This is a genomic window from Bhargavaea cecembensis, assembly GCF_001619585.1.
Lineage (GTDB): Bacteria > Bacillota > Bacilli > Bacillales_A > Planococcaceae > Bhargavaea > Bhargavaea cecembensis_A.
In genome coordinates this window covers 257,176-280,083 of the sequence record NZ_LQNT01000001.1, presented here as the reverse complement: position 1 = coordinate 280,083, position 22,908 = coordinate 257,176, and the positions used below count along the sequence as shown (strand labels likewise).

The following is a 22,908-nucleotide window of genomic DNA, read 5'->3' as shown; positions in this document are numbered from 1 at the left end:
ATCACTCTTTATTCCTCATATCCATTCTTCGTTTCCTGCCTTCCTTCATGCCGCTGTGCAGCTTGGACAGCATGCCGGAAAGGCGGACGACTTCCTCCGCCGAAAAATCAGACAGCACAGCCTGAAGGTCCTTCTGCCGCTTCTCGATGACTTCCTGGATGATCCGTTCCCCGTCCTCCAGCAGATGGATCCGAACGACCCGCCGGTCCTGTTCGTCACGCACCCGCTTTACAAGACGGTTCTTTTCCATTCTGTCAACGAGGTCGGTCGTCGTCGAAAAGGCCAGGTACATCTTATTCGACAAGTCGCCGATTGTCATATCTCCCAGTTCGAGCAGCCATTGCAGCGCCACGAACTGAGGCGGAGTGATCGGATAATTGTCGAGAATTTCCCGTCCGCTCTGCTTGATCAGCGCAGCGATATGACGCAGCTCCTTTTCGACGAAGGCGATATCTTCCCCGTTATGCTTCAGGTCCTCTCCGTTCAAGCCAGCCATCAACTCACCACTCCCGAAACCGTTTGAATAATTATATTGTGAACGGTTTACGGCGGAATGGCAAGTATATTTAGTCAAGCGAGAGTTCCGACAGCCGGAGAAGCTCGACGATTGCCTGAGCGCGTCCGGATACCCCAAGTTTCTGAATGGTGTTCGAAATATGATTCCGGACGGTCTTTTCGCTGATTCCCAGCCTGGCTGCAATTTCCTTCGTTGTCTGATCCTTCACCAGCAGCTGGAAAATCTCTCTTTCCCTTCCGGTAAGTAATGAACGATGATGCAGCTCATCCGCCACGTAGCGCCCCTCCCCTCAACTCTTCATCGTAGAGTATGAAGGGACGGGTCCGGCGGTGACGGCATTTGCCCGGCAATCAAAGGTTTATCACGATAAAGCTGATGCAGCACCGATTGCGTCGAGGGCTTTGTCCGACCACGGAAGCGGTTTTCCGGTCTTCCGGCCTACCTGGACAATCGTCCCGCGTCCGGTAAATGCCGGCTCCCCGTCCCGGCCGGTCGCGAGGTAATGGATATCCAGCGACGTGCTCCCGACTCTTGCCGTCTTGACATGGATGTCAAGCTGTTCATCGAAAAACACCTGCTTCAGGTAATCACACTGCAGGTCTGCCACAACTGTGATTGCCCCTTCCTCCTCATCCAGCCAGTTCTCCATAAGACCAAGATGCTTCAGATACTCGATCCTTGCATGTTCAAAATACGTAAAGTTGACCGTATTATTCAGATGTCCGAACATATCCGTCTCAGAAAATCGGACCGTGACCGGTACCGAAAAATTGAAACCTTTTCTCCATTCTTCATAGTCCCCGATGTATGATGCCCTCATGACCATTCCTCCACAACTCAAAATGAATGACTATTCATTCTTTTATCATATCAGAAGAAACGGATGATGAGAAGGCGCACGCGGATGTTCCTACTATATAAAACAACCGGCCCGTGTGACACGGCAGCCCTGCGGCTTGGAGAAAAATAAAAATCCCCCGCAATCCGGACGGGCCGGTTTGCGGGGGACGGCGCAGCATCAGTCGACCATGTGGTCGGAACCGAAGAAGCGCTTAAAGGAGTATACGGATGCTGCGCGGTTCATTGCAGCGATCGATGTGGTGAGCGGAATGCCTTTCGGGCAGGCGACAACACAGTTCTGCGAGTTACCGCATTCTGCGAGTCCGCCGTCCTGCATCAGCGCATCCAGACGCTCGTCACGGTTCATCGCGCCTGTAGGGTGCGAGTTGAACAGGCGGACCTGGGAAATCAGCGCAGGGCCGATGAAGTTCGTCTTGTCGTTGACGTTCGGGCAAGCTTCGAGGCATACGCCGCAGGTCATGCACTTGGAAAGCTCATAAGCCCACTGGCGCTTGCGCTCAGGCATGCGCGGTCCTTCACCGAGGTCATACGTACCGTCGATCGGCACCCATGCCTTAACCTTCTTGAGCGAGTCGAACATGACCTCACGATCTACGACCAGGTCGCGGACGACCGGGAACGTACGCATCGGCTCAAGCGTGATCGGCTGGGTCAGCTGGTCGACAAGCGCCGTACAAGACTGGCGCGGGCGGCCGTTGATGACCATCGAGCAGGCACCGCAGACTTCCTCGAGACAGTTCATTTCCCACTGGATCGGAGAAGTTGCCTTGCCTTCAGAGTTTACCGGGTTCCGGCGGATTTCCATGAGCGCCGAAATGACGTTCATGTTCTGGCGGTATGGAACGTTGAACGTTTCCCAGTAAGGGCTCGATTCCGGGCTATCCTGACGCTGGATCTTAAACTGGACGGTCTTTGCAGCCGTCGCCTCATTCCGTTCCTTTACAGCATTTTCAGCCATTTTTATGCGTCTCCTTTCTCAGAGAATCAGTGCTTCGATGTATAGTCGCGCTTACGCGGCTTGATCAGGGAAACATCGACATCGGCATATTCGAACTTCGGTGCGTTGGCGCCGCCATTGAACGAAGCCATTGTCGTCTTCAGGAACTCTTCGTCGTTCCGCTCAGGGAAGTCCGGCTTGTAGTGCGCACCGCGGCTTTCGTCACGGTTAAGTGCCCCGATCGTGATGACGCGCGCCAGGTAAAGCATGTTCTTCAGCTGGCGGGTAAATGCCGCACCCTGGTTGGACCAGCGTGACGTATCGTGGACGTTGATGTTTTCGTAGCGCTCGAGGAGTTCCTGGATTTTGTAGTCCGTCTCCTGGAGCTTGTCATTGAAGCGGACGACCGTGACGTTGTCGGTCATGATCTCGCCAAGTTCCTTATGCAGGACATAGGCGTTTTCCTTGCCGTCCATCTTCATGATGTTTTCCCACTTCTGCCCTTCCGACTTTTCGACGTTGTCGTAGAGTGTCGAAGAAAGATCTTCGGCATGCTTGTCCAGGCCTTCCATGTACTTGACAGCGTTCGGACCTGCAACCATGCCGCCGTAAATCGCGGACAGGAGGGAGTTCGCACCGAGGCGGTTTGCGCCGTGCATGGAGTAATCCGCCTCACCTGCAGCGAAGAGTCCCGGGATGTTTGTCATCTGGTCATAGTCTACCCAGAGGCCGCCCATCGAGTAGTGGACTGCCGGGAAGATCTTCATCGGTACTTTACGAGGATCGTCGCCTGTGAACTTCTCATAGATTTCGATGATTCCGCCGAGCTTGACATCGAGCTCGTGCGCATCTTTATGGGAAAGGTCCAGGTAAACCATGTTCTCGCCGTTGATGCCGAGTTTCTGGTTGACGCAGACATCGAAGATTTCACGGGTTGCGATGTCACGCGGCACGAGGTTCCCGTAGGCCGGATATTTCTCTTCAAGGAAGTACCAAGGCTTGCCGTCCTTGTAAGTCCAGACACGTCCGCCTTCGCCGCGTGCCGACTCGGACATGAGACGGAGCTTGTCGTCACCAGGGATTGCCGTTGGGTGAATCTGGATGAATTCGCCGTTCGCGTAGATTGCGCCCTGCTGATAAGCGATTGCTGCAGCGGAACCTGTGTTGATGACAGAGTTTGTCGACTTCCCGAAGATGATCCCCGGTCCGCCTGTCGCCAGAATAACAGCGTCAGAGCGGAATGTCTTGATTTCCATCGTTTTCAGGTCTTGCGCAGAGACCCCGCGGCAGACGCCTTCATCGTCAAGAACAACGCCGAGGAACTCCCAGTTTTCATACTTTTTGACGAGGCCTTCCACTTCAAAGCGGCGGACCTGCTCGTCCAGCGCATAAAGAAGCTGCTGGCCGGTTGTCGCACCGGCAAAAGCCGTGCGGTGGTGGAGCGTTCCGCCGAAACGGCGGAAGTCGAGCAGACCTTCAGGTGTCCGGTTGAACATGACGCCCATCCGGTCCATCAGGTGGATGATTCCAGGAGCCGCTTCAGCCATCGCCTTTACAGGAGGCTGGTTCGCCAGGAAGTCACCGCCATACACAGTGTCATCAAAGTGGATCATAGGGGAATCGCCTTCCCCTTTCGTGTTGACCGCACCATTGATGCCGCCCTGTGCACAAACGGAGTGGGAACGTTTTACAGGGACAAGGGAAAACAATTCGACGGGCGTGCCTGCTTCGGCAGCCTTAATCGTCGCCATCAGGCCGGCAAGGCCGCCGCCGACGACGATCAACTTGCTTTTCGCCATTCTATCTTTCACTCCTCAGTTAGATCAAAGTAGGTGACGCGGGATGCCAGTCATCACACGAATGCAAAGATGGCACGGAGACCGATCACGGACAGGACGAGGAACAGTCCCATCATAACGAACGTAGAGATGCGCTGCGAACGCGGAGACTGGGTGATTCCCCATGTGACGAGGAACGACCAGAAGCCGTTCGCAAAGTGGAACGTTGCGGAGATGACGCCGAGTACGTAGAACACGATCATGAACGGATTGGCGAAGATATCTGCCATCATGTCGAAGTCAACATCGGCGCCGAGTGCCTTCTGGATCCGCGTCTGCCAGATGTGCCAAGCGATGAAGATCACAAGGAATACACCCGTAATGCGCTGCAGGAAGAACATCCAGTTGCGGTATGTACCGTAGCGGTTCGTGTTCGGCTTGGCGGTAAACGCGATATAAAGGCCGAAGAATGCGTGGAACATGAGCGGGATGTAGATGACGATCCACTCAAGCCAGAGAACGAAAGGCAGGTTGCCCATGAAGTCCGACGCTGTGTTGAATGCCTCAACCCCCTGCGTTGCAAAGTGGTTGATGATGAGGTGCTGCGTTAGGAACAGGCCGATCGGGATGATCCCAAGCAGCGAGTGCAGCCGGCGCAAGCCAAAATCAGAATCTCTCATGAAATCTTTTACCCCCCTTAGTACTGACAAACAGGCAGACAAGGATGCCCCCGCCTGCCGGCGGAAGCGTGCATTGACTGCATATTTAATCATGTTTACAATATTTAAGACATGACCATTGTACTCCTGAAATAAGGGGAAATCAAGGTGACGGTCACATTTTCGACAAAAGCCGCGTATGCGGTCCCCGGACAGCTAAAAAGGCTTCCGGTCAAGATTTGCAACGGAAGAGGCGAACATAAATGGAGTTGAAACCGGAAAGTGCCGAGGCGGGAAAAGGAAAAGCGACTGAGTTCGGCTATGCCCTTTTCCGTGATCATATTCTTCCATCTGTCCTCGGAAGGCACGAGGAAGAGATTCTCTACTGGGCCGGCAAGGAGCTGGCAGCCGAATTCCCTCTTTTTGATATGGATGAGGCCGCCGGATTTTTCCTTGAAGCGGGCTGGGGAATGCTCAGCCGGGAATCTGCCGGCAAAAGAGAGATCATCTATGTGCTGGAATCCGATGCCGAACAGGTGAAGAAAGGCCGGCGATGTTATTCGGTCGAAGCCGGGTTTCTTGCGGCGCAGTACCAGAAAATCCATGACAGGGTTGCCGAGTGCCGCCCCGAAGCGGATCGCCGCCAGGGCGTAGTTAGACTCACGCTGGCATGGGATTGATGTTTTGCGGAACAATAGAGCGGCCGTGCGACGGATATCCGTTGCACGGCCGCTCTGTGCTTAGTCCCATTTCAGCCGGTCGTTGATCTGCCGGCTGTACTGCCTGAATGCGGAACTGTTGGTCCGGACACCCTTTTTTGAAAGAATGCTGTTCATCTTTCTCATTTGCTGATTATAGGCCTGCTCCAGCTCGGTCTTCTCCTCATCGGGAGCGTGCTTGAGCCGGCTGCCCAGTTCGTTCATTTCCCTCTGTACGAACATGGCTTCTTCATCATAACCGCTGTTTTTTAGGATCCGGACCGCCATCCGGATGTCAGGCGGCACATGCTCCAGTTCGTCTTTCGGCAGCGGCTTGCCCGCGCCGGGAAGATTGTTGAACTTCCCTTCTTCCCGCGCCCTGAGGATGGCATCCTCGACCATTCTCCAGTTCATCCCGCTCCTCCTTTATTCGCCGGTACCGGATGTCTTATCTTCCTTTGCCTTGTCCTGCTCCCTGAAATACTCCTCCACGGTTTCCGCAACGGACTGCGGCAGTCCCGCTTCCTTCAGTTCATCCACTCCAGCAGCCCGGATTTTTTTGACCGATCCGAAATGTCTGAGGAGCTGGTTTTTCCGCTTGGCCCCGACTCCAGGGATCCCGTCCAGCGAGGAAGTGAGGGACTTCGCTCCCCTGCGCTGCCGGTGAAACGTGATGGCGAACCGGTGCACTTCGTCCTGTATCCGCTGCAGCAGGTAGAAAGCTTCGCCGGTGCGCTTCAGCGGAATGACTTCCGGCGGGTCCCCGTACAGGAGCAGCGCAGTCTGGTGCTTGTCATCCTTTGCGAGGCCGGCAACCGGAATATCGAGTCCGAGCTCATCCTCGATCACTTCCCTGGCAGCGCTGATCTGCCCTTTCCCCCCGTCGATGAGGACGAGATCCGGAAGCGGGAGATCGTCCCTCAGCACACGGACGTACCTTCTCCTGACCACTTCCCTCATCGCACCATAGTCGTCATGGCGTGAGGCTGACTTCGTCTTGTATTTCCGGTAGCCTTTTTTGTCCGGCCGCCCGTCGACGAATGTGACCATCGCAGACACCGCCTCCGCTCCGAAAGTATGCGAGTTGTCGAACGCTTCAATGCGGAATGGTGAAGCGATGCCCATCGCTTCGCCGAGCTGTTCGCAGGCCCCGACTGTCCGCTGTTCCCTCCGTTCAATCAGCTGGAACTTTTCGGAAAGTGCAATCCGCGCATTTTTTTCGGCAAGCTTCACCATGTCCTTTTTCTGTCCGCGCTGAGGCACCGTTACCTTAGCGGCGAGCAGCTGGCTGACGATCTCGACGTCCGTCCCTTCGGGGAAGAAGATTTCCTTTGGCTGAATATGCTCCGGCTTATCATAGAATGACCCGATGTACGTCAGGAATTCCTCGTCCGGATCGCGGTAGATCGGAAAAAGCGAAACGTCCCGCTCAATCAGCTTGCCCTGACGGATGAAAAATACCTGGACGCACATCCACCCTTTGTCGACCGCATAGCCGAAGACGTCCCGATCGGTCATGTCAGTTGTGGTCATTTTCTGCTTTTCCATGACGGCTTCGATATTTGAGATCTGGTCGCGGTATTCCTTTGCCCGTTCGAACTCCAGCTTTTCCGCCGCTTCTTCCATCTTACGGGACAGGTCATCTTTGACTTCCTTGTACCCGCCATTCAGGAATCTGGTGATGCCGGTTGTCATCTCCCGGTAAGTCTCCGGCAGAACCTCATTTACACAAGGTGCCAGGCACTGGCCGAGGTGATAATAGAGACACACCCGGTCCGGCAGCGTATTGCATTTCCGGAGCGGATAGATCCGGTCGAGCAGTTTCTTCGTCTCCTGTGCCGCATAGGCATTCGGATAGGGCCCGAAGTACTTTCCCTTATCCTTCTTCACCTTCCGCGTGACAATCAGGCGCGGATGGCGTTCGGCGGTCAGCTTGATGTAAGGATAGGTTTTGTCGTCCTTGAGCATGATATTGTATTTCGGATCATGCTTCTTGATCAGATTAAGCTCCAGGATGAGCGCTTCGATGTCGGAGGACGTGACAAAGTATTCAAAGTCCTCGATTTCGCTCACGAGCCGCTGTGTCTTGGCATCATGCGATCCGGTGAAATAGGAGCGGACACGGTTCTTGAGCACTTTTGCCTTTCCGACATAGATGATGGTGCCCTGCCGGTCTTTCATGAGGTAACATCCCGGCTGATCGGGCAGAATCGCCAGTTTCTGGCGGATTGTTTCATTCATATGGATTCACCTGCCAAAAAAACCGGGCACCTCTGAGGGACCCGGTCAGCGTTCTTGTTGTTACGCGTACTGCTCGATGAACTGGACAAGCTTTTCTTTCGGATTGAAGCCGACGACCTTGTCGACGATCTCGCCGTCTTTGAAGAGAACGAGTGTCGGAATCGACATGATGCCGTATTTGCCGGCTGTCTGCTGGTTTTCGTCGACGTCGACTTTGACAATCTGAACTTTGTCGCCGATTTCCGCATCGACTTCTTCAAGAACAGGAGCGATCATCTTGCACGGTCCGCACCATGTTGCCCAGAAATCGACGAGGACGAGCCCGTCGGAAACTTTTGTTTGGAAATCTTGATCGGTTGCATGTTGAATAGCCATTAGATTACCTCCTCATGATTAACCACTCTTGGGTCATTATAGCACCTGCCCGAATGGCCGGCGAATGTTCTGCCTGTACAGGATAACCGCTTACCGGGTATGCGGTTCATCAATTGTTTACCCGCTCTGCAAAAATCTATTCTGTAGCCGCAGACACCAAAAACAGGGCCGTCCCTGAACCGGACAGCCCCGCTATGATCAGGCGTTTACCTTGAGCTGCTTGATCTCTTCGATCATCATCGGGATGACTTCGAAAAGGTCTCCAACGATGCCGTAGTCCGCCACCTTGAAGATGTTGGCTTCAGGGTCTTTGTTGATCGCGACGATCACTTTGGAGTTGGACATGCCGGCAAGGTGCTGGATGGCGCCGGAAATGCCTGCCGCGATGTAAAGATCTGGCGTAACTACCTTGCCCGTCTGGCCGATTTGGAGCGAGTAGTCACAGTAGTCGGCATCGCACGCTCCGCGTGACGCACCGATTGCACCGCCGAGCAGATCCGCAAGCTCTTTGAGCGGCTCGAAACCTTCAGGCCCCTTGACGCCGCGACCGCCGGCCACAATGACTTTCGCCTCGGACATGTCGACACCATCAGTCGCTTTTGTCACGACGTCCTTCACGACCGAGCGCAGGTTCTGAATGGTTGCGCTGACCGCCGAGACATCGCCGGAGCGGTCCGCATCCTGTGCGAGCGGCTCGATGTTGTTCGGGCGGATGGTGACGAACACCGTACCTTCATTAATCTTGACCTTTTCAAAGGCCTTGCCGGAGTATATCGGGCGGATAAAGACGGCGTCATCATCCTCACCCTCGATCTCCGTCACATCGGAGACAAGCCCGCTCTGGAGCTTCGCCGCAATTTTTGGTGACAGGTCCTTGCCGAGGGCCGTATGGCCGAAGACAATCGCTTCAGGCTCTTCCTGTTCATGGACAGCCATGAATGCCTGGCCGAACCCGTCGGATGTATAGTGCTTCAGATGCGGATGCTCAACTGTCACGACTCGGTCGGCCCCGTACTGAACCAGTTCCTGTCCGAGGTCCTGGACGGAATCCCCGATCAGGACTCCGACAATCTCGCCCCCGCCTGAAATTTTCTTCGCAGCTGCAATCGCTTCAAAAGAGACGTTGCGCAATGCGCCGTCCCGTACTTCCCCTAGAACAATCACTTTTTTGGACATAGTTTACCCCTCCTGTATCGAATGTGCCGGTCGGCTCAGATGACTTTCGCTTCGGTGCGGAGCAGCTGGACAAGCTCCTTGACCTGGTCCTGGAGGTCGCCCTCGAGAACTCGGCCGGCCTGCTTTTCAGGCGGAAGGAAAATATCCACACGCTCGACCTTCACTTCGACATCGTCTTCATCGAGATCGATGTCATCAAGCTCAAGTTCTTCAAGCGGCTTCTTTTTGGCTTTCATGATCCCCGGAAGGGACGGATAGCGAGGGTCATTCAGACCTTGCTGTGCCGTGACGAGAAGCGGCATTTGGGCCTCGATCGTTTCGGAATCGCCTTCAACATCGCGGATGACGGTCGCCTTGTCCCCGTCAATCTTCAGCTCGGTGATCGTCGTGACATAGTTGATGTCAAGGAGTTCAGCAACACGCGGGCCGACCTGGCCGGAACCTCCGTCAATTGCCACGTTTCCGGCGAGGATGAGATCCGCATCTTTATCCTTCAGGTATTCCGCGATGATCGTCGCTGCACCGAACTCGTCCAGCTCGTCGAGGTCGTCCTCGGTATTGATGAGAACGGCTTTATCGGCGCCCATGGCAAGGGCCGTGCGCAGCTGCTTTTCCGCTTCTTCGGAGCCGATCGTAAGGACGGTCACTTCCCCGCCGTGTTCGTCGCGGACACGGATTGCTTCTTCCACTGCGTATTCATCGTATGGGTTGATGATGAATTCTGCACCGTCCTCTGCGATTTCGCCGTTTTGGACGGAGATTTTTTCTTCCGTATCGAATGTGCGTTTCACCAGTGCGTAAATGTTCATTTTGCCATCCTCCCCTTCGTGTCTTACTTGCCTTGGAATACAGGTTTCCGCTTCTCCAAAAATGCGGAAATCCCTTCTTTTGCATCCTGTGATGCGAATACTTCGCCAAACGAGTCCGCTTCGGCCTTTACGCCCTCGTGGAATCCGGCATGCTTGCCGTATTGGAGCATGCGGAGCGCGGCACGGACCGATACCGGGCTCTTATCCGCAATTCTCCGCGCGATGGCAAGAGTTCCTTCAAGCAGCTCTTCTTCACCAAAGACCTTATTTGCCAGCCCGGCGGAAACCGCCTCCTCGCCGGAGATCGGGTCCGAAGTAAGCATCATTTCGGCCGCTTTTGCAGGACCGACATAACGCGGCAGCCGCTGTGTGCCGGCGAACCCGGGAATCAGCCCGAGCTGAAGCTCCGGCAGCCCCAGTTTCGCGTCTGCAGTGACAAACCGCATATGGCAGGCCATGGCGAGCTCGAGGCCTCCTCCGAGAGCGGCTCCATGAATTGCGGCAATGACTGGCTTCGGGAAATTTTCAAGACGTTCGAAAACTCCCTGTCCATTGCCTGCAAGCTTGGTGAAGCCGGCCGCATCCGGAACTTCCGTGAATTCCTTGATGTCAGCCCCTGCGGAGAAGAACCGTCCTTCCCCGTGCAGCACGACAACACGGACTTCATCATCATGCTCGACAAGATCCAGGAGTTCGTTTACTTCTTTGACCAGACCTTGTGAAAGCGCATTCGCCGGCGGCCGGTTAATAGCGGCCAGCGCAATGCCGTCTTCCTTTTTCACATTCAAGAATTCCAATGTCCACCCATCCCCCTTACGTGGCTTTCATGCCTTTCATGAGCAGCCTATGTACATCCGGCGCAAGTTTAATTAAATCATATTTCTGATCATTCATCACCCATGAGGTGGAAATCTCATCAATGGTTCCGAATACCATCTGCCTTGCCAGCCGGATGTCCATATCTCCTTCGAACTCACCGCGCTCGATTCCTTCTTGAAGAATGCGATCCAGCATGGACAAGTAGTCTTTAAGGACCTCATTGATCTTTAGCCTCAGTTCCTTATTGGACTGGCGCAGTTCCAGCTGGGTGACAATGGCCAGGTGACGGTCCGAATAGAGTACGCTGAAATGATTTTCGATCATCCGGAACAGTTTTTCTTCGGATGCCATCTGTCCGTCTTCCAGCACCGGTCTGAGGTTGTCCATGAATAATGCCATTTTCTCACGGAACACCGAGACGAGAATGTCCTCTTTGTTTTTGAAATACAAATAGATCGTTCCGTCTGCCACCCCCGCCTGTTTGGCGATTTTCGACACCTGGGCCTGGTGGTACCCGTTCTCCGCGATGGCAATCACGGCCGCATCCACAATTTGTCCGTACTTCGGCTTATTCCGATTCATTGGGTTCACCACCAAATAAAAAAGAAATATGAATGATGATTCATTCATATTTCTATATTATTCTCAGTTTGACCGGATGTCAAGGCTTGTTCAGGAGATGACCTTTTCCTCTTCCATCTTCTTTTTTTCTTCGTCGATCAGTGTGCGCCTCAGTATCTTTCCGACTGCCGTTTTCGGAAGTTCTTTACGGAACTCGTAAAGTTTCGGCACCTTGTATGCGGCGAGGCTCTTGCGGCAATGTTCGTTCAGCTCTTCCTCCGTCAGTTCAGCGCCTTCCTTCCGGACGATATACGCCTTCACGGTCTCCCCCCGGTACGGGTCGGGGACTCCGGCCACGACACATTCTGCGACTCCGGGGTGCTCATAGAGCACTTCCTCGATCTCTCTCGGGTATACATTAAAACCGCTGGCTATGATCATATCTTTCTTGCGGTCTACCACATAAAAGTAGCCGTCATCATCCATGTAACCAAGATCTCCGGTGAGAAGCCATCCGTCTTTTACTGTGGCAGCCGTTTCTTCAGGACGGTTCCAGTAACCTTTCATGACCTGCGGGCCTTTTACTGCAATCTCCCCCACTTCCCCCTGTTCCGCCGGCTCTGTCGTACCGGTCCTGAAGATTGCCGCTTGTGTATCCGGCCACGGAAGTCCGACTGAGCCTTTTTTCCTCTCGCCGTCCCAGATCAGGTTGGCGTGTGTCACAGGTGACGATTCGGAAAGGCCGTATCCTTCGACCAGCTTGCCTTTTGTGATACTTTCGAACTGGGTCTGGATATCCACCGGAAGCGGAGCGGAACCGCTCAGGCATGCCTTGATGGAAGACAGGTCATAATTTTTGATGTCAGGGTGATTCAACAGGCCGATGTAAATGGTCGGCGCTCCCGGGAAAAGGGTTGGTGACTGCTTGTCGATCAATTTCAGAACCGTCTCGGGGTCAAACTTAGGCACGAGCACCATCTTGTTCCCCTGGCTGACCGACAGCACCAGCACGGTCGTCATCCCGTAGACATGGAAAAACGGCAGGATTCCGAGGACCACTTCCTCCCCGGGTTCGCATCGGTACATCCAGGCGGCACACATCTCCGTGTTTGCAATCAGGTTCCGGTGTGTGAGCATGACGCCCTTCGGCGATCCTGTCGTCCCGCCTGTGTATTGGAGAAGTGCGAGATCATCCTGATCAATGCCTGCGATCTCGATCGGTTCAGCTTGAGTGCGCTTCATGATCTCGGTGAACAGATGATTGCGTCCGCGATGTTCGACTTTGACCGTCATGCCGTACTCTCTTTTCTGAACAAACGGATAAAGGACGTTTTTGGGGAAAGGAAGGTAGTCTTTGATCCCTGTGACGATGACGTTCTCCAATGCCGTATCACCGATGACTTTGGATACTTTCGGGAAGAGAATGTCCAGAGTGAGAATCGCCCTGGCACCGGAATCGTTCATCTGGTAAGCGAGTTCCTTTTCTGTATATAGGGGATTCGTCTGAACAACAATGCCTCCCGCGTACAGAATGCCGTAGAATGCAATGACATTCTGGGGACAGTTCGGAAGCATGATCGCCACCCGGTCGCCTTTTCCGATTCCGAGGCTCTTCAGGTAATTCCCGAATTTCAGTGCGGATCCATACAGTTCCTCGTAGCTCACCTGTCTGCCAAGAAAATGGATGGCCGTTTTTTCGGGATACTTGGATGCCGAACGGGTCAGGCCGTCCTGCAGCGGTTCATCAGGGTAGTCGAGCGTCGGCGGGATTCCTTCGGGATAGTTCTTGAGCCATGGTTTTTCCGTCATGATCAGACCCCTTCCTTAGAATCGTTAGAAAATTCCTATTACTATCTTACCTTATGATGTATGCGCTTTCAACATCAATGTAAAAAGACGCAGGTTTCCCTGCGCCGCTGAAAAGTGCCTGTACTGAAGGTGAGAAAGGCTGTATAAATGCATTTTTCATGTGTGACTTTGGGAGTCGTACGGCAACTGGTCGCGCAACGCTTCCCAACTTGACGTTCCGTCTCTTGCACCAGTCTTCAGAAAAACAGCCACCAGATGCCGACGATGATGAAGCCGGCACACAATACCAGCAGCACCTTGGCCAATTTGATCATATCCATACCATATACCGCCTTTCGGGACGGACCCGGAAATCAGGTGATGCTTGCCGAGATGACATAGCTCAGCCCCACCGAAATGATCAGGGAGATGAGGCCCACTGCCCGGTTGCCGTTTCCGATCTCTTCGTCCACATTGAATCGGGGAGTCAAAAATTCGAAAAGCCAGTACGCCATAATGAGGAGGAAAAATCCGAACCCACCCCATGCGAGCATCTCCGGCAGTGAGGAATGCTGCTCGATGGAATGGCGGAATATGTTCGCCACCCCAAAAATTTTGCCGCCTGTCGCAAGTGCGACTGCCACATTGCCATTTTTGATCTCTTCCCAGTTCTTGTATTTCGTCACGATTTCAAAAATCACCATTGATACGACCAGGCAGAGGACCGTGACGCTGAAATAGCCGGCCGTCTCCACAAGTGGATGAGACCAGAAACTCGATAGCAGCATTCCGTTTGCTCCTTTGCTGTTTAGATACCTATACGGATTGCAGATGGGGAAGTTTCACTTCTGCACGATTCCGGAGTGGAGAGATGTGCCGACGGGCCATGAGTGGAAATCAGGCCGTCCTATTTGAGCTCGACCACAGTGACTCCGTAGCCGCCTTCGCCCGCTTCTCCGAAGCGGAAGCTGTTGACACGTGGGTGGCGCCGGAGGAACTTCTGGATTCCCTCACGGAGGGCACCCGTGCCTTTCCCGTGGATGATTGACACACGCGGATAGTTGGCAAGAAGTGCATCATCGATGTACTTCTCAGTCCGCCGGATCGCATCCTCGTACCGCTCGCCCCGAAGGTCGAGTTCCAGTTTGACTCCTGAGCCAGACCGGCCGCGGACCGCGTTGACGCTGACAGTCTCTTTTTCCTTCTCGGGCTTCACATACTCAAGGTCGGATTCGTCGATTTTCATCTTCAGTATGCCTAGCTGGACCATCCACTCTCCGTCAGACATCTTCTCAACAAGCGAACCCTTCTGGCCGTAGCTGAGCACCTTGACTTCGTCTCCGGGACGGAATTCCCTCTTGGCCGGCTTCGCCTTCTGCTTCGGCTTCTTTGCCAGTTCTTCTTCAGGGATCGCCCCTTCCAGACGCTTTTTGGCATCGATCAGTTCGTGCTCTTTGACCGAAGCCCCGGCGTTCAGCCTGAGCGCACGGAGTTCCGAGATGACTGACTCTGCTTCCCTGCGCGCATCCTCGACGATTTTCTTCGCCTTCTCGCGCGCTTTCTGCTCGAGCGACTCCTTTTTCGTTTCATACTCTGATAGCAGGGTTTCCAGCTGTTCTCGTAGCAACTCGGATTCCTCGAGGACCCTTGCCGTTTCTTCAGCGTCTTTTTCCGCCTGAACCCTGCTCGCCTCCAGCGAGGTGATCATCGTTTCCACCTCGTTGCGGTTTTCGCCGGTAAAGGTTTCTGCATGCCTGATGATGCTGTCCGGCAATCCAAGGCGGCTGGAAATCTCGAATGCGTTGCTCCGCCCCGGCACACCGATCAAAAGCCGGTAGGTCGGGCTGAGGGTTTCGACATCGAATTCAACGCTCGCATTGACCACGCCGGGGCGGTTGTATCCGTAGGCCTTCAGCTCGGGATAGTGCGTTGTTGCCATGACCCGGGCTCCCCGGCCGTGGACCTCGTCCAGAATGGAGATGGCCAGTGCTGCTCCCTCCTGCGGATCCGTTCCGGAACCAAGCTCGTCGAACAGGACAAGTGATTCCGAGTCGAACTTATTCAGGATGTCGACAATGTTGACCATATGGGACGAGAATGTACTCAGGCTCTGTTCGATGGACTGCTCATCGCCGATATCGGCGAAAACATCCTTGAACACGGCCATCTCCGAGCCGTCAAGCGCCGGGATCGGGATCCCGGCCTGTGTCATGAGCGTGCAGAGTCCGACCGTTTTCAGTGTGACGGTTTTACCGCCGGTGTTCGGACCCGTGATCACGATTGCCGTCGTATCCCTGCCGAATTCTATCGTGTTCGGCACGGCCTCTTCCCTCGGCAAGAGCGGATGACGCCCTTTCACGAGGCGGATATAACCTTCCTCATTGACCTTCGGCACGGTCGCCTTCTGGGTCATTCCGTATTTGGCCTTAGCGAGCACCGCATCCATATCCCCCAGGATGCGGACCATGACAAACAGCTCATGGGCGTGCTCCTGCACATGTCCGCTCAGCTCGCGGAGGATGCGCTCGATCTCTTCTTTTTCCTTCGCCTTCAGCTGCCGGATTTCGTTGTTCGCCTGGACGACCGCGTCCGGCTCGATGAACAGCGTCTGCCCCGATGAAGATTGGTCGTGGACAATCCCGCCGAAATGTGTCCGGTATTCCTGCTTGACCGGAATGACGTAACGGTCGTTCCGGATCGTGACGATCGAGTCGGACAGCATCTTGGAATTGTTCCGGGTGTACTGTCCCAGCTTTTCGCGGATCCGGCCCTCCTGGGTCCGCAGCTGCTGGCGGATTGAACGTAGCGCCGGTGAAGCGCTGTCCAGCACTTTGCCGTTTTCATCGATGCAGGCGTTGATTTCATGTTCGAGCGCGGTAAGGACAGGCATCTCCTCTTTTTTCTCAAGAAAGAGCGGGATGTCGATCTCCCCTTCTTCCCCGATCGCCTCCAGGAACTGACGGATGATCCGGCTGGCACGGATCGTGCTCGCCGTTTCCATCAGCTCGCCTGCGCCCAGTGTGCCGCCGGCCTGAGCACGCTTGGCGTACATCCGGATGTCGAATAGGCCGCCCATCGGAACGTTTCCGCGGATGCGGTAGATGGCCAGTGCTTCGTCAGTTTCTTCGAGGAGCGAGCGCACCTTTTCAATATCATGAGATGGGACAAGTTCCTCGATCCGTGCCCGTCCCAGTGCCGACGTGCAGTGTCCGGTCACTTCGGAACGGATCTTATCAAATTCGAGTGTTTTCAGGACCCGGGCCTCCATGTGCCCCACTTCCTTTCAGATCTGGTCTGTCTTATGTTTCAGCGTTCCCTGCCGAGGTGCGACAGGAAACGGTCGAGTGTCCATGTATTGACGATCATATCCCTGTTCAGCCATGCACGTTGCGCATAGAGGACGCCGGTTTCCATATAGGACAGTTGCCCGACGCTATGGGCGTCGGTATTGATCGCGATCGGCACGCCTTTTTCCGCGGCAAGCTCAAGCCATTCTTCGGCAAGGTCCAGCCGGTACGGGTTGGCATTCAGCTCGAGGATCTTGCCGTACTCTGCAGCCCATTCGATCAATTGTGCCACGTCCGGCGAGTATCCGTCCCGGCGTCCGATGATGCGTCCGGTCGGATGCGCGATCATATCCACATGCGGGTTGGAAACCGCCGCAAACAGGCGCTCCATGATCTTTTCTTGTGGCTGGCTGAAGTTGGAATGGATCGAAGCGATGACAAAGTCCAGTTCGGACAGCAATTCATCATCAAAGTCCAGCGTGGCGTCCGGCAGAATATCCATTTCGGTCCCGCATAGAATCTTGATGCCATCGACTTCCGAATCCGCTTCCCTGACTTCACGGATCTGGTCGCGGAGGCGCTCAGGCGTAAGCCCGTTCGCAACCCGCAGATAGCGGGAGTGGTCCGTGATGACGATATGGCTGTAACCGAGTTCCCGGCAGGCTTCCGCCATTTCGCGGATCGATTCGGCACCGTCCGACCATACCGTGTGCATATGAAGGTCTGAACGGATGTCTTCCGGCCGGATCAGGGTTTCCAGTTCATCCGCCCGCTCCAGCTCTGTCCCGTCTTTCCGGACAGTGGGCGGGAAAAACGGCAGATCGAAATGGGCAAAGAAGTCATTCTCGGAATCAAACGTGAGGACACTGCCGTCCTCCTGTTCCACTCCGTATTCACTGATCTTTTCGCCCCGCTCTTTTGCAATTTGGCGCATTCGGACGTTATGATCCTTCGATCCGGTAAAGTGGTGGATAGCGCTCGCAAACTGTTCCTCAGTGACAAACCGGAAATCCACATCCACCGGCTCGTCCGCATCGACGGTGACTGACAGCTTGGCAGCCCCGGAAGCATCCGTCCCGATCACAGGCAGGGCAGCTGCCAGTGCTTCGTTGACCCGTTCCGGTTCTTTGGTGACCACGATAAAGTCCAGGTCACTGCTCATTTCTGCAGTCCGCCGGTAGCTTCCCGTCACCTGGTGGCGGTTGACCTCCGGAATCGCGTCCAGCACGTTTCCGATCATCCGGACCACCGGTTCCAGCTGCCAGTGCGGCAGCTTGTCCGGACGCTGGCCGAACGCCTCCAGCGCCGCAAGTATTTTTTCTTCCGACTTTTTGCCGAATCCGGCCAGCTTGCTCACTTCGCAGGCCTCACAGGCTGCACGGAGCGAGTCCGCGGAATCAATGCCGAGCTCTTTGTGCAGCTTGGCGATCTTTTTGCCGCCAAGGCCCGGAATCTTGAGAAGCGGAATCAGGCCATCCGGTACCCGTTCCCGAAGCTCTTTCAGAAGCTCGGATTCCCCTTTTTCCAACAGGTCGGTAATCACCGCACCGGTGCCTTTCCCGATCCCTTTCAGTGAAAGGATATCATCCATTTCTGCCAGGCTGCGCGGATCCTGCTCGAGTACGCCGGCCGCCTTCCGGAATGCCCCGACTTTGAACGGGTTCTCGCCCAGCAGTTCCATATGGAGGGCAATTTCTTCAAGCGTCTTAATGATGATTTTCTTGTTCACCGTCACCATTCCCCTTTCGGATAAAAAGCTTCCCTCATCGGAAGGGAAGCTCTCATTTTGCATAGATGAACCACCAGTCTTTCACCATTTCGGAGATTACCGGTGTATGTTTCAGAATCACGCCCGACAGGAGCGATGAATCGATCATATTCTGGATCGCCGCTATCGGTACCATCGCCACGATATAGAGGATGAAAAACAGGATCAGATAAAACTCCAGGAAACCGAGTGCCGCCCCGGCAAACGAATTCACAGACCCGAGCACCGGCAGGTACTTCAGGAAGTCCAGTGCGGATGCAATCAGGTGCAGCACGAGTTTGACTGCCAGGAAGATAAAGACAAAAGCCAGCAACCGGTAGAATGTCTCGTCAAAATCAATGCTCCCGAATGCAATCCGGAGCGAGTTCCCCGCCTCCACAGCGGGATACGGAACCCACAGCACGAACTTCTCTGCAAGCGGTTTATAGTATTTCCACGCGACAATCAGCGCAATGATGATACCGGTCATATGTAGAAGCTGGACGATCAGGCCCCGCTTGAAGCCCGCGACGAGGCCCCCCAGTAGAACAATCAGTATGATTAAATCAAGCATGCATGTGTCAGCCCTTCAATTGTTTCAGTTCGTTTTCAAGTTCTTCGATCCGCTCTTTTTGTTTGAGCGATTCATTTACTGTATTGAGTGCTGTCAGCACCGCGATTTTCGTAGTATCGAGCGAGCGGTTTTTCGATGAGATCTCGCGCATCATGTCATCCACAAAAGAAGCGACGAGCCGCATATGTCCGACAGTTTCTTTACCCATCATCTGGTATGTCTGACCGTAGATATCGACGGACACACGGTTTTTTTCCGGTTCAGCCACTTCCGCCACCTCCTTGAAAAATCCCATACACCATATTACCATGAAAAGACTTGCCATGTGTAGGTACGAAACGGCGGAAGGATGAGAATCATGTCGAATGCTGTAATCCAGCTGGGCCCGGATCGGATCCGGGAACTCATGGCCCACTATGCGGGCTCCAAAATCGAAAGGAACGCTCCCGGCGTGGTGTTTGCCGCCAAGTCCGGAGGCGTCTCCATCACCGCCTATAAATCCGGAAAAGTGCTGTTCCAGGGAGGGGGAGCCGAAACGGAAGCTTCCAGATGGGGCGGTAATTCTTCCACAAGTGCCAAAAAGCCATCCGCACCCAAAGGAGAAAAACTGCCGTCCGGCCTTGCGCGCATGTCGGTGCTCGGGTCGGACGAAACCGGAACGGGCGACTTTTTCGGTCCGGTTACCGTTGCTGCGTGCTATGTGCCCGCGGAAAAGATAGCACTTGCCGAAGAGCTGGGCGTCAAAGACTCCAAGATGCTGACAGATGCCCATATGCTGAAAATCGGCCCGGAGATCAAGGAAACATTTGAAAACAGCGTGCTTGTTCTGCCGAACGAAAAATACAATAACGTCCAGGCCAAGGGCTGGTCGCAGGGAAAGATCAAGGCACTGCTCCATAACCAGGCGCTCAAACATGTTCTGCGGAAGTTGGACGGGACAAAGCCCGACCTCATCCTGATCGATCAGTTTGCAGAACGCGGCATCTATTACCGCCATATCGCATCGGAACCGGAAATCATCCGTGAAAACGTCCTTTTTTCCACCAAGGCGGAAAACCTGCATGTTTCCGTGGCCTGCGCGTCAATCCTCGCCAGAGTGGCATTCCTGGAGGAAATGGACCGGCTGAGCGAAAAAGCTGGAGTCCCTCTGCCGAAAGGTGCCGGAAAGCCGGTCGATGAGGCAGCCGCCAGAATCCTGTTAAAAAAAGGCGATGACTTCCTCGCCTCGATTACGAAGAGGCATTTCGCCAATACACGAAAAGCCGCGGCCCTCGCATCCAAGCGTTCCGGGAGGTCGTGAAACTTGCCACACGGATGTCCGGCTAATGCCGGACGGCTTTTTTTGGCGGCAATGTATGGGGAGGGACGTGCACGAATTTTCATAAGCGAACGACTTGGATTCGTGTGCAAATCCGGGAGGCCCGGCACTTTTCGTACGCGAACTTTCCGGATTCGTGTTCAAACCCGGGAGGTCCACCACTTTCGTACGCGAAGTTCCCGGATTCGCACGCAAACTCGATAGGTTCACTCAAGTCAGTGCCTCCACGACACCTCACTCCTCATTTCCGTTTTAATCGGTTAAATCCTCCCTCTCCCTTGGAATTCATAGGACCAATCAATAAAAAGCCCCCGCCTTCAACAAGACGGGGGCTTCATTGTTCAATTCCTGATCTGTGCCCCTTCTGCTTCAAGGGCAGACACGATCCGTTTATGTGCTTCGGAGACCTCTTCATCCGTGAGTGTTCGCTCCGGATCCAGATAGGTCATCGAGAACGCAATTGATTTCATGCCTTCTTCCATCCGGTCGCCTTCATATACGTCAAAGATGCGGACGTCTTTCAGCGTCTTTCCGGCATGGGTCCTGATGGTGTTTTCAAGTACCGCGGCCTGAACAGCCTTCGGCACGACAAGCGCAATGTCCCGGCTGATCGAAGGGAACTTCGGCACAGGCGTGTAAATCAGTGCTTCCGTCTCTTCCCTGAGCAGTTGCTGCAGGTTCAGCTCAAAGACAATCGTTTCCTTCAGATCACGCGCTTTCTGTTCGGACGGGTGCAACTGGCCGATGATGCCGACCCGCTCGCCGTCCAGCAACACATCTGCCGTCCGGCCGGGGTGGAGGCCGTCCATCTCGCCTTTGCGGAAGGACAGCTTTTCTGAAAGTCCCAGTTCTTCTGCAAGTCCTTCCACAATTCCTTTCACCGCATAAAAGTCTACCGGCTTTTGTCCGTCCTGCCAGCCGCCGCCGGACCATTCGCCCGTAACGGCGCCGGCCGCATGTTCGACTTCGGTCGGCAGCCCGTCTTCGCCTTCCCCGAGGAAGACGGAGCCGACTTCATAAAGCGCAACCGAGTTTGTCTGACGCGCCGTGTTGTAGGTGACTGCCTCCAGAAGGTGCGGCAGCAGGCTCTGCCGGAGCGTGCTCCGCTCCTCGCTCATCGGCATGAGCAGCCGGGTGACCGGAGCGGTCTCAAGTGCGAACTTCTGAGATTCAGATTCTGATGTCAGCGAGTAGGTAATCGCCTGATATAGCCCCGCCCCTTCCAGATAGCGGCGGACCGTGCGGCGTTTTGCCTGATAAGGGGTAAGACCGCCCGGAATCGACTCCGTTACCGGCAGGGTCGCCGGAATCTCGTCATAGCCGTAGAGGCGTGCGATCTCTTCCACAATGTCCTCAGGGATGGAGATATCCACACGGCGTGTCGGGGCATCGATGACGAACTGTCCGTTCACTGCTTCATACGGGAACTGGAGCCGGCGCAGAATCTCTTCCATTTCCTCAAACGGGATCTTCATTCCGAGCCGCTCATTGATGAAGTCCGGAGAAACGGTGACCCGTTTCGGCTCTTTGTCCAGTTCATCGAACAAGACCGTGCCGGCAAGCACTTCGCCTCCCGCAAGATCCGCCATGAGGGCGGCGGCGCGCTCTCCCGCCTCTGCAACGCGATTCGGGTCCACCCCTTTTTCAAAGCGGGTGCTGGCATCACTTCTGAGCCCCAGTTCACGTGACGTTTTCCGGACGGATGCCGGGCTGAAGTAAGCCGCTTCGATGACTACCGTTGTGGTGCCATCATGGACTTCGGAGTTGGCCCCGCCCATCACCCCTGCGAGTGCAACAGGTTCACGACCGTTCGTAATCACCAGATGATGCGGCTCCAGTTTCCGCTCCGTTCCGTCGAGCGTCTCGATGACCTCGCCGTCGGATGCGTGCCGGACGACAATCTCACCCGTGGCGAGCCGGTCATAGTCGAACGCGTGAAGCGGCTGGCCGTATTCCATCAGTACATAGTTCGTGATGTCCACAATATTGTTGAGCGGACGGACACCGGCAGCCATGAGACGCGCCTTCAGCCATTCCGGAGATTCCCCGACTTTGACATTGCGGACCACCTTGGCCGCGTATAGCGGGTTGGCTTCCGACGCATCGACGCGGAGATTCAGCCGACCGGACGCCGGCTCTGCCGCTTCCTCATGTGCCGTTTCGGGAAGCTTCACGTCTTTCGACAGGATTGCAGCGGTCTCATAGGCCACGCCGAGCATGCTGAGCGCATCGGAGCGGTTCGGTGTCAAATCGAGTTCAAGCACCGTGTCATCCAGTCCGAGCAGCCCGAGTGCGTCCTCACCCGGCCGTGCATCTTCAGGAAGCACATAAATTCCCGAAGCATAGGCTTTCGGGACGACCTTTCCGTCAAACCCGAGTTCCTGCAGCGAGCAGATCATGCCGTGGGATTCCTCGCCGCGCAGTTTTGCCTTCTTGATCTTCACACCGCCCGGCAGTCGTGCACCCGGCCGCGCAACAACGACTTTTTGTCCTGCGGCGACATTCGGTGCACCGCAGATGATCTGGCTCGGCTCTTCCTCACCGACATCAACACGGCAGATGTTCAGCTTGTCCGCCTGCGGATGCTGACTGCACTCCAGCACATGACCGACGACGATGTTTTTCAGCCCTTCCGAGCGGTTATCAACGGCATCCACTTCGATACCGGACCTTGTAATTTTTTCTGCCAGCTCGGCCGGCTCCACGCCTTCATAATCGACATAATCGCTTAACCAGTTCAGTGATACTTTCATGTGTCGCCCT

22 protein-coding genes are annotated in these 22,908 nt (G+C 54.9%); 2 read left to right on the top strand and 20 right to left on the bottom strand.

What is annotated here, in order from left to right:
• Position 1: 1 nt before the first annotated feature.
• The 6 genes from AV656_RS01435 to AV656_RS01410 form a co-directional block, all read right to left on the bottom strand.
• On the bottom strand, positions 2 to 496 hold the full coding sequence (locus AV656_RS01435) for a MarR family winged helix-turn-helix transcriptional regulator (protein ID WP_063178097.1): 495 nt from the start codon (positions 494 to 496) through the stop codon (positions 2 to 4).
• Positions 497 to 566: 70 nt separating this feature from the next.
• A complete protein-coding gene (locus AV656_RS01430; protein WP_008301013.1) occupies positions 567 to 791 on the bottom strand; it encodes a helix-turn-helix domain-containing protein in 225 nt (74 codons plus the stop codon).
• An 87-nt stretch (positions 792 to 878) separates the two neighbouring features.
• Positions 879 to 1,337: an acyl-CoA thioesterase gene (locus AV656_RS01425; protein WP_063178096.1), complete on the bottom strand. Its 459-nt coding sequence runs from the start codon at positions 1,335 to 1,337 to the stop codon at positions 879 to 881.
• A 198-nt stretch (positions 1,338 to 1,535) separates the two neighbouring features.
• Complete coding sequence (sdhB, locus tag AV656_RS01420) at positions 1,536 to 2,336, bottom strand: succinate dehydrogenase iron-sulfur subunit (RefSeq protein ID WP_063178094.1); 801 nt, start codon at positions 2,334 to 2,336, stop codon at positions 1,536 to 1,538.
• A 26-nt stretch (positions 2,337 to 2,362) separates the two neighbouring features.
• Entirely contained in the window at positions 2,363 to 4,114 is a 1,752-nt protein-coding gene (sdhA, locus tag AV656_RS01415; RefSeq protein ID WP_063178092.1) for a succinate dehydrogenase flavoprotein subunit, read from the bottom strand.
• Positions 4,115 to 4,167: 53 nt separating this feature from the next.
• Positions 4,168 to 4,773 (bottom strand): succinate dehydrogenase cytochrome b558 subunit, encoded by a 606-nt coding sequence (locus AV656_RS01410; RefSeq protein ID WP_063178090.1) that lies wholly within the window; start codon positions 4,771 to 4,773, stop codon positions 4,168 to 4,170.
• Positions 4,774 to 5,015: 242 nt separating this feature from the next.
• Between AV656_RS01410 and AV656_RS01405 the strand changes: the two genes are divergently transcribed.
• Complete coding sequence (locus AV656_RS01405) at positions 5,016 to 5,432, top strand: DUF2507 domain-containing protein (RefSeq protein ID WP_063178089.1); 417 nt, start codon at positions 5,016 to 5,018, stop codon at positions 5,430 to 5,432.
• 60 nt (positions 5,433 to 5,492) lie between these two features.
• Here AV656_RS01405 and AV656_RS01400 read toward each other — a convergent pair whose 3' ends face one another.
• From AV656_RS01400 to zapA, 13 genes are all read right to left on the bottom strand, one after another.
• Positions 5,493 to 5,864: a DUF1992 domain-containing protein gene (locus tag AV656_RS01400; protein WP_063178087.1), complete on the bottom strand. Its 372-nt coding sequence runs from the start codon at positions 5,862 to 5,864 to the stop codon at positions 5,493 to 5,495.
• A 12-nt stretch (positions 5,865 to 5,876) separates the two neighbouring features.
• Positions 5,877 to 7,691, bottom strand: coding sequence for an excinuclease ABC subunit UvrC (gene uvrC, locus AV656_RS01395; protein ID WP_063178085.1), 1,815 nt, complete (start codon positions 7,689 to 7,691; stop codon positions 5,877 to 5,879).
• A gap of 60 nt (positions 7,692 to 7,751) precedes the next feature.
• Positions 7,752 to 8,066 carry a thioredoxin gene (gene trxA / locus AV656_RS01390; protein WP_063178083.1) on the bottom strand — a complete coding sequence of 105 codons (315 nt, stop codon included), beginning with the start codon at positions 8,064 to 8,066 and terminating at the stop codon, positions 7,752 to 7,754.
• A gap of 198 nt (positions 8,067 to 8,264) precedes the next feature.
• Entirely contained in the window at positions 8,265 to 9,242 is a 978-nt protein-coding gene (locus AV656_RS01385) for an electron transfer flavoprotein subunit alpha/FixB family protein (protein WP_063178081.1), read from the bottom strand.
• Positions 9,243 to 9,277: 35 nt separating this feature from the next.
• Positions 9,278 to 10,051 (bottom strand): electron transfer flavoprotein subunit beta/FixA family protein, encoded by a 774-nt coding sequence (locus tag AV656_RS01380; protein WP_063178079.1) that lies wholly within the window; start codon positions 10,049 to 10,051, stop codon positions 9,278 to 9,280.
• Between the two features lie 23 nt (positions 10,052 to 10,074).
• Positions 10,075 to 10,848, bottom strand: a complete 774-nt coding sequence (locus AV656_RS01375; protein ID WP_063178077.1) for an enoyl-CoA hydratase — start codon at positions 10,846 to 10,848, stop codon at positions 10,075 to 10,077.
• Positions 10,849 to 10,864: 16 nt separating this feature from the next.
• Complete coding sequence (locus AV656_RS01370; protein WP_063178075.1) at positions 10,865 to 11,452, bottom strand: TetR/AcrR family transcriptional regulator; 588 nt, start codon at positions 11,450 to 11,452, stop codon at positions 10,865 to 10,867.
• 90 nt (positions 11,453 to 11,542) lie between these two features.
• Positions 11,543 to 13,240: a long-chain-fatty-acid--CoA ligase gene (locus tag AV656_RS01365; RefSeq protein WP_063178073.1), complete on the bottom strand. Its 1,698-nt coding sequence runs from the start codon at positions 13,238 to 13,240 to the stop codon at positions 11,543 to 11,545.
• Between the two features lie 353 nt (positions 13,241 to 13,593).
• Positions 13,594 to 14,007 carry a DUF350 domain-containing protein gene (locus tag AV656_RS01360; RefSeq protein ID WP_063178071.1) on the bottom strand — a complete coding sequence of 138 codons (414 nt, stop codon included), beginning with the start codon at positions 14,005 to 14,007 and terminating at the stop codon, positions 13,594 to 13,596.
• Between the two features lie 119 nt (positions 14,008 to 14,126).
• Positions 14,127 to 16,487 (bottom strand): endonuclease MutS2, encoded by a 2,361-nt coding sequence (locus AV656_RS01355; protein WP_063178069.1) that lies wholly within the window; start codon positions 16,485 to 16,487, stop codon positions 14,127 to 14,129.
• 38 nt (positions 16,488 to 16,525) lie between these two features.
• The gene (gene polX, locus AV656_RS01350) at positions 16,526 to 18,235 is read right to left on the bottom strand and encodes a DNA polymerase/3'-5' exonuclease PolX (protein ID WP_063178882.1); all 1,710 of its coding nucleotides are present in this window, start codon (positions 18,233 to 18,235) and stop codon (positions 16,526 to 16,528) included.
• Positions 18,236 to 18,287: 52 nt separating this feature from the next.
• On the bottom strand, positions 18,288 to 18,827 hold the full coding sequence (locus AV656_RS01345; protein ID WP_063178067.1) for a CvpA family protein: 540 nt from the start codon (positions 18,825 to 18,827) through the stop codon (positions 18,288 to 18,290).
• 7 nt (positions 18,828 to 18,834) lie between these two features.
• Positions 18,835 to 19,095: a cell division protein ZapA gene (gene zapA / locus AV656_RS01340; RefSeq protein ID WP_063178065.1), complete on the bottom strand. Its 261-nt coding sequence runs from the start codon at positions 19,093 to 19,095 to the stop codon at positions 18,835 to 18,837.
• Between the two features lie 90 nt (positions 19,096 to 19,185).
• On the opposite strand from zapA, the gene rnhC reads away from it, so the two are divergent.
• Complete coding sequence (gene rnhC, locus AV656_RS01335; RefSeq protein WP_063178063.1) at positions 19,186 to 20,127, top strand: ribonuclease HIII; 942 nt, start codon at positions 19,186 to 19,188, stop codon at positions 20,125 to 20,127.
• A gap of 359 nt (positions 20,128 to 20,486) precedes the next feature.
• Here the strand turns inward: rnhC and pheT are convergent, their stop codons facing one another.
• Complete coding sequence (gene pheT, locus AV656_RS01330) at positions 20,487 to 22,898, bottom strand: phenylalanine--tRNA ligase subunit beta (RefSeq protein ID WP_063178061.1); 2,412 nt, start codon at positions 22,896 to 22,898, stop codon at positions 20,487 to 20,489.
• Between the last annotated feature and the right edge of the window lie 10 nt (positions 22,899 to 22,908).

Excerpts from the sequence above, each read along its gene's own strand:
- pheT (WP_063178061.1), bottom strand. The coding sequence starts at position 22,898 with ATGAAAGTATCACTGAACTGGTTAAGCGATTATGTCGATTATGAAGGC.
- AV656_RS01360 (WP_063178071.1), bottom strand. The coding sequence starts at position 14,007 with ATGCTGCTATCGAGTTTCTGGTCTCATCCACTTGTGGAGACGGCCGGC.
- sdhB (WP_063178094.1), bottom strand. The coding sequence starts at position 2,336 with ATGGCTGAAAATGCTGTAAAGGAACGGAATGAGGCGACGGCTGCAAAG.
- AV656_RS01370 (WP_063178075.1), bottom strand. The coding sequence starts at position 11,452 with ATGAATCGGAATAAGCCGAAGTACGGACAAATTGTGGATGCGGCCGTG.
- AV656_RS01345 (WP_063178067.1), bottom strand. The coding sequence starts at position 18,827 with ATGCTTGATTTAATCATACTGATTGTTCTACTGGGGGGCCTCGTCGCG.
- rnhC (WP_063178063.1), top strand. The coding sequence starts at position 19,186 with ATGTCGAATGCTGTAATCCAGCTGGGCCCGGATCGGATCCGGGAACTC.
- AV656_RS01405 (WP_063178089.1), top strand. The coding sequence starts at position 5,016 with ATGGAGTTGAAACCGGAAAGTGCCGAGGCGGGAAAAGGAAAAGCGACT.
- AV656_RS01365 (WP_063178073.1), bottom strand. The coding sequence starts at position 13,240 with ATGACGGAAAAACCATGGCTCAAGAACTATCCCGAAGGAATCCCGCCG.
- AV656_RS01435 (WP_063178097.1), bottom strand. The coding sequence starts at position 496 with ATGGCTGGCTTGAACGGAGAGGACCTGAAGCATAACGGGGAAGATATC.
- AV656_RS01425 (WP_063178096.1), bottom strand. The coding sequence starts at position 1,337 with ATGAGGGCATCATACATCGGGGACTATGAAGAATGGAGAAAAGGTTTC.
- sdhA (WP_063178092.1), bottom strand. The coding sequence starts at position 4,114 with ATGGCGAAAAGCAAGTTGATCGTCGTCGGCGGCGGCCTTGCCGGCCTG.
- AV656_RS01385 (WP_063178081.1), bottom strand. The coding sequence starts at position 9,242 with ATGTCCAAAAAAGTGATTGTTCTAGGGGAAGTACGGGACGGCGCATTG.
- AV656_RS01400 (WP_063178087.1), bottom strand. The coding sequence starts at position 5,864 with ATGAACTGGAGAATGGTCGAGGATGCCATCCTCAGGGCGCGGGAAGAA.
- AV656_RS01380 (WP_063178079.1), bottom strand. The coding sequence starts at position 10,051 with ATGAACATTTACGCACTGGTGAAACGCACATTCGATACGGAAGAAAAA.
- AV656_RS01410 (WP_063178090.1), bottom strand. The coding sequence starts at position 4,773 with ATGAGAGATTCTGATTTTGGCTTGCGCCGGCTGCACTCGCTGCTTGGG.
- uvrC (WP_063178085.1), bottom strand. The coding sequence starts at position 7,691 with ATGAATGAAACAATCCGCCAGAAACTGGCGATTCTGCCCGATCAGCCG.
- trxA (WP_063178083.1), bottom strand. The coding sequence starts at position 8,066 with ATGGCTATTCAACATGCAACCGATCAAGATTTCCAAACAAAAGTTTCC.
- AV656_RS01355 (WP_063178069.1), bottom strand. The coding sequence starts at position 16,487 with ATGGAGGCCCGGGTCCTGAAAACACTCGAATTTGATAAGATCCGTTCC.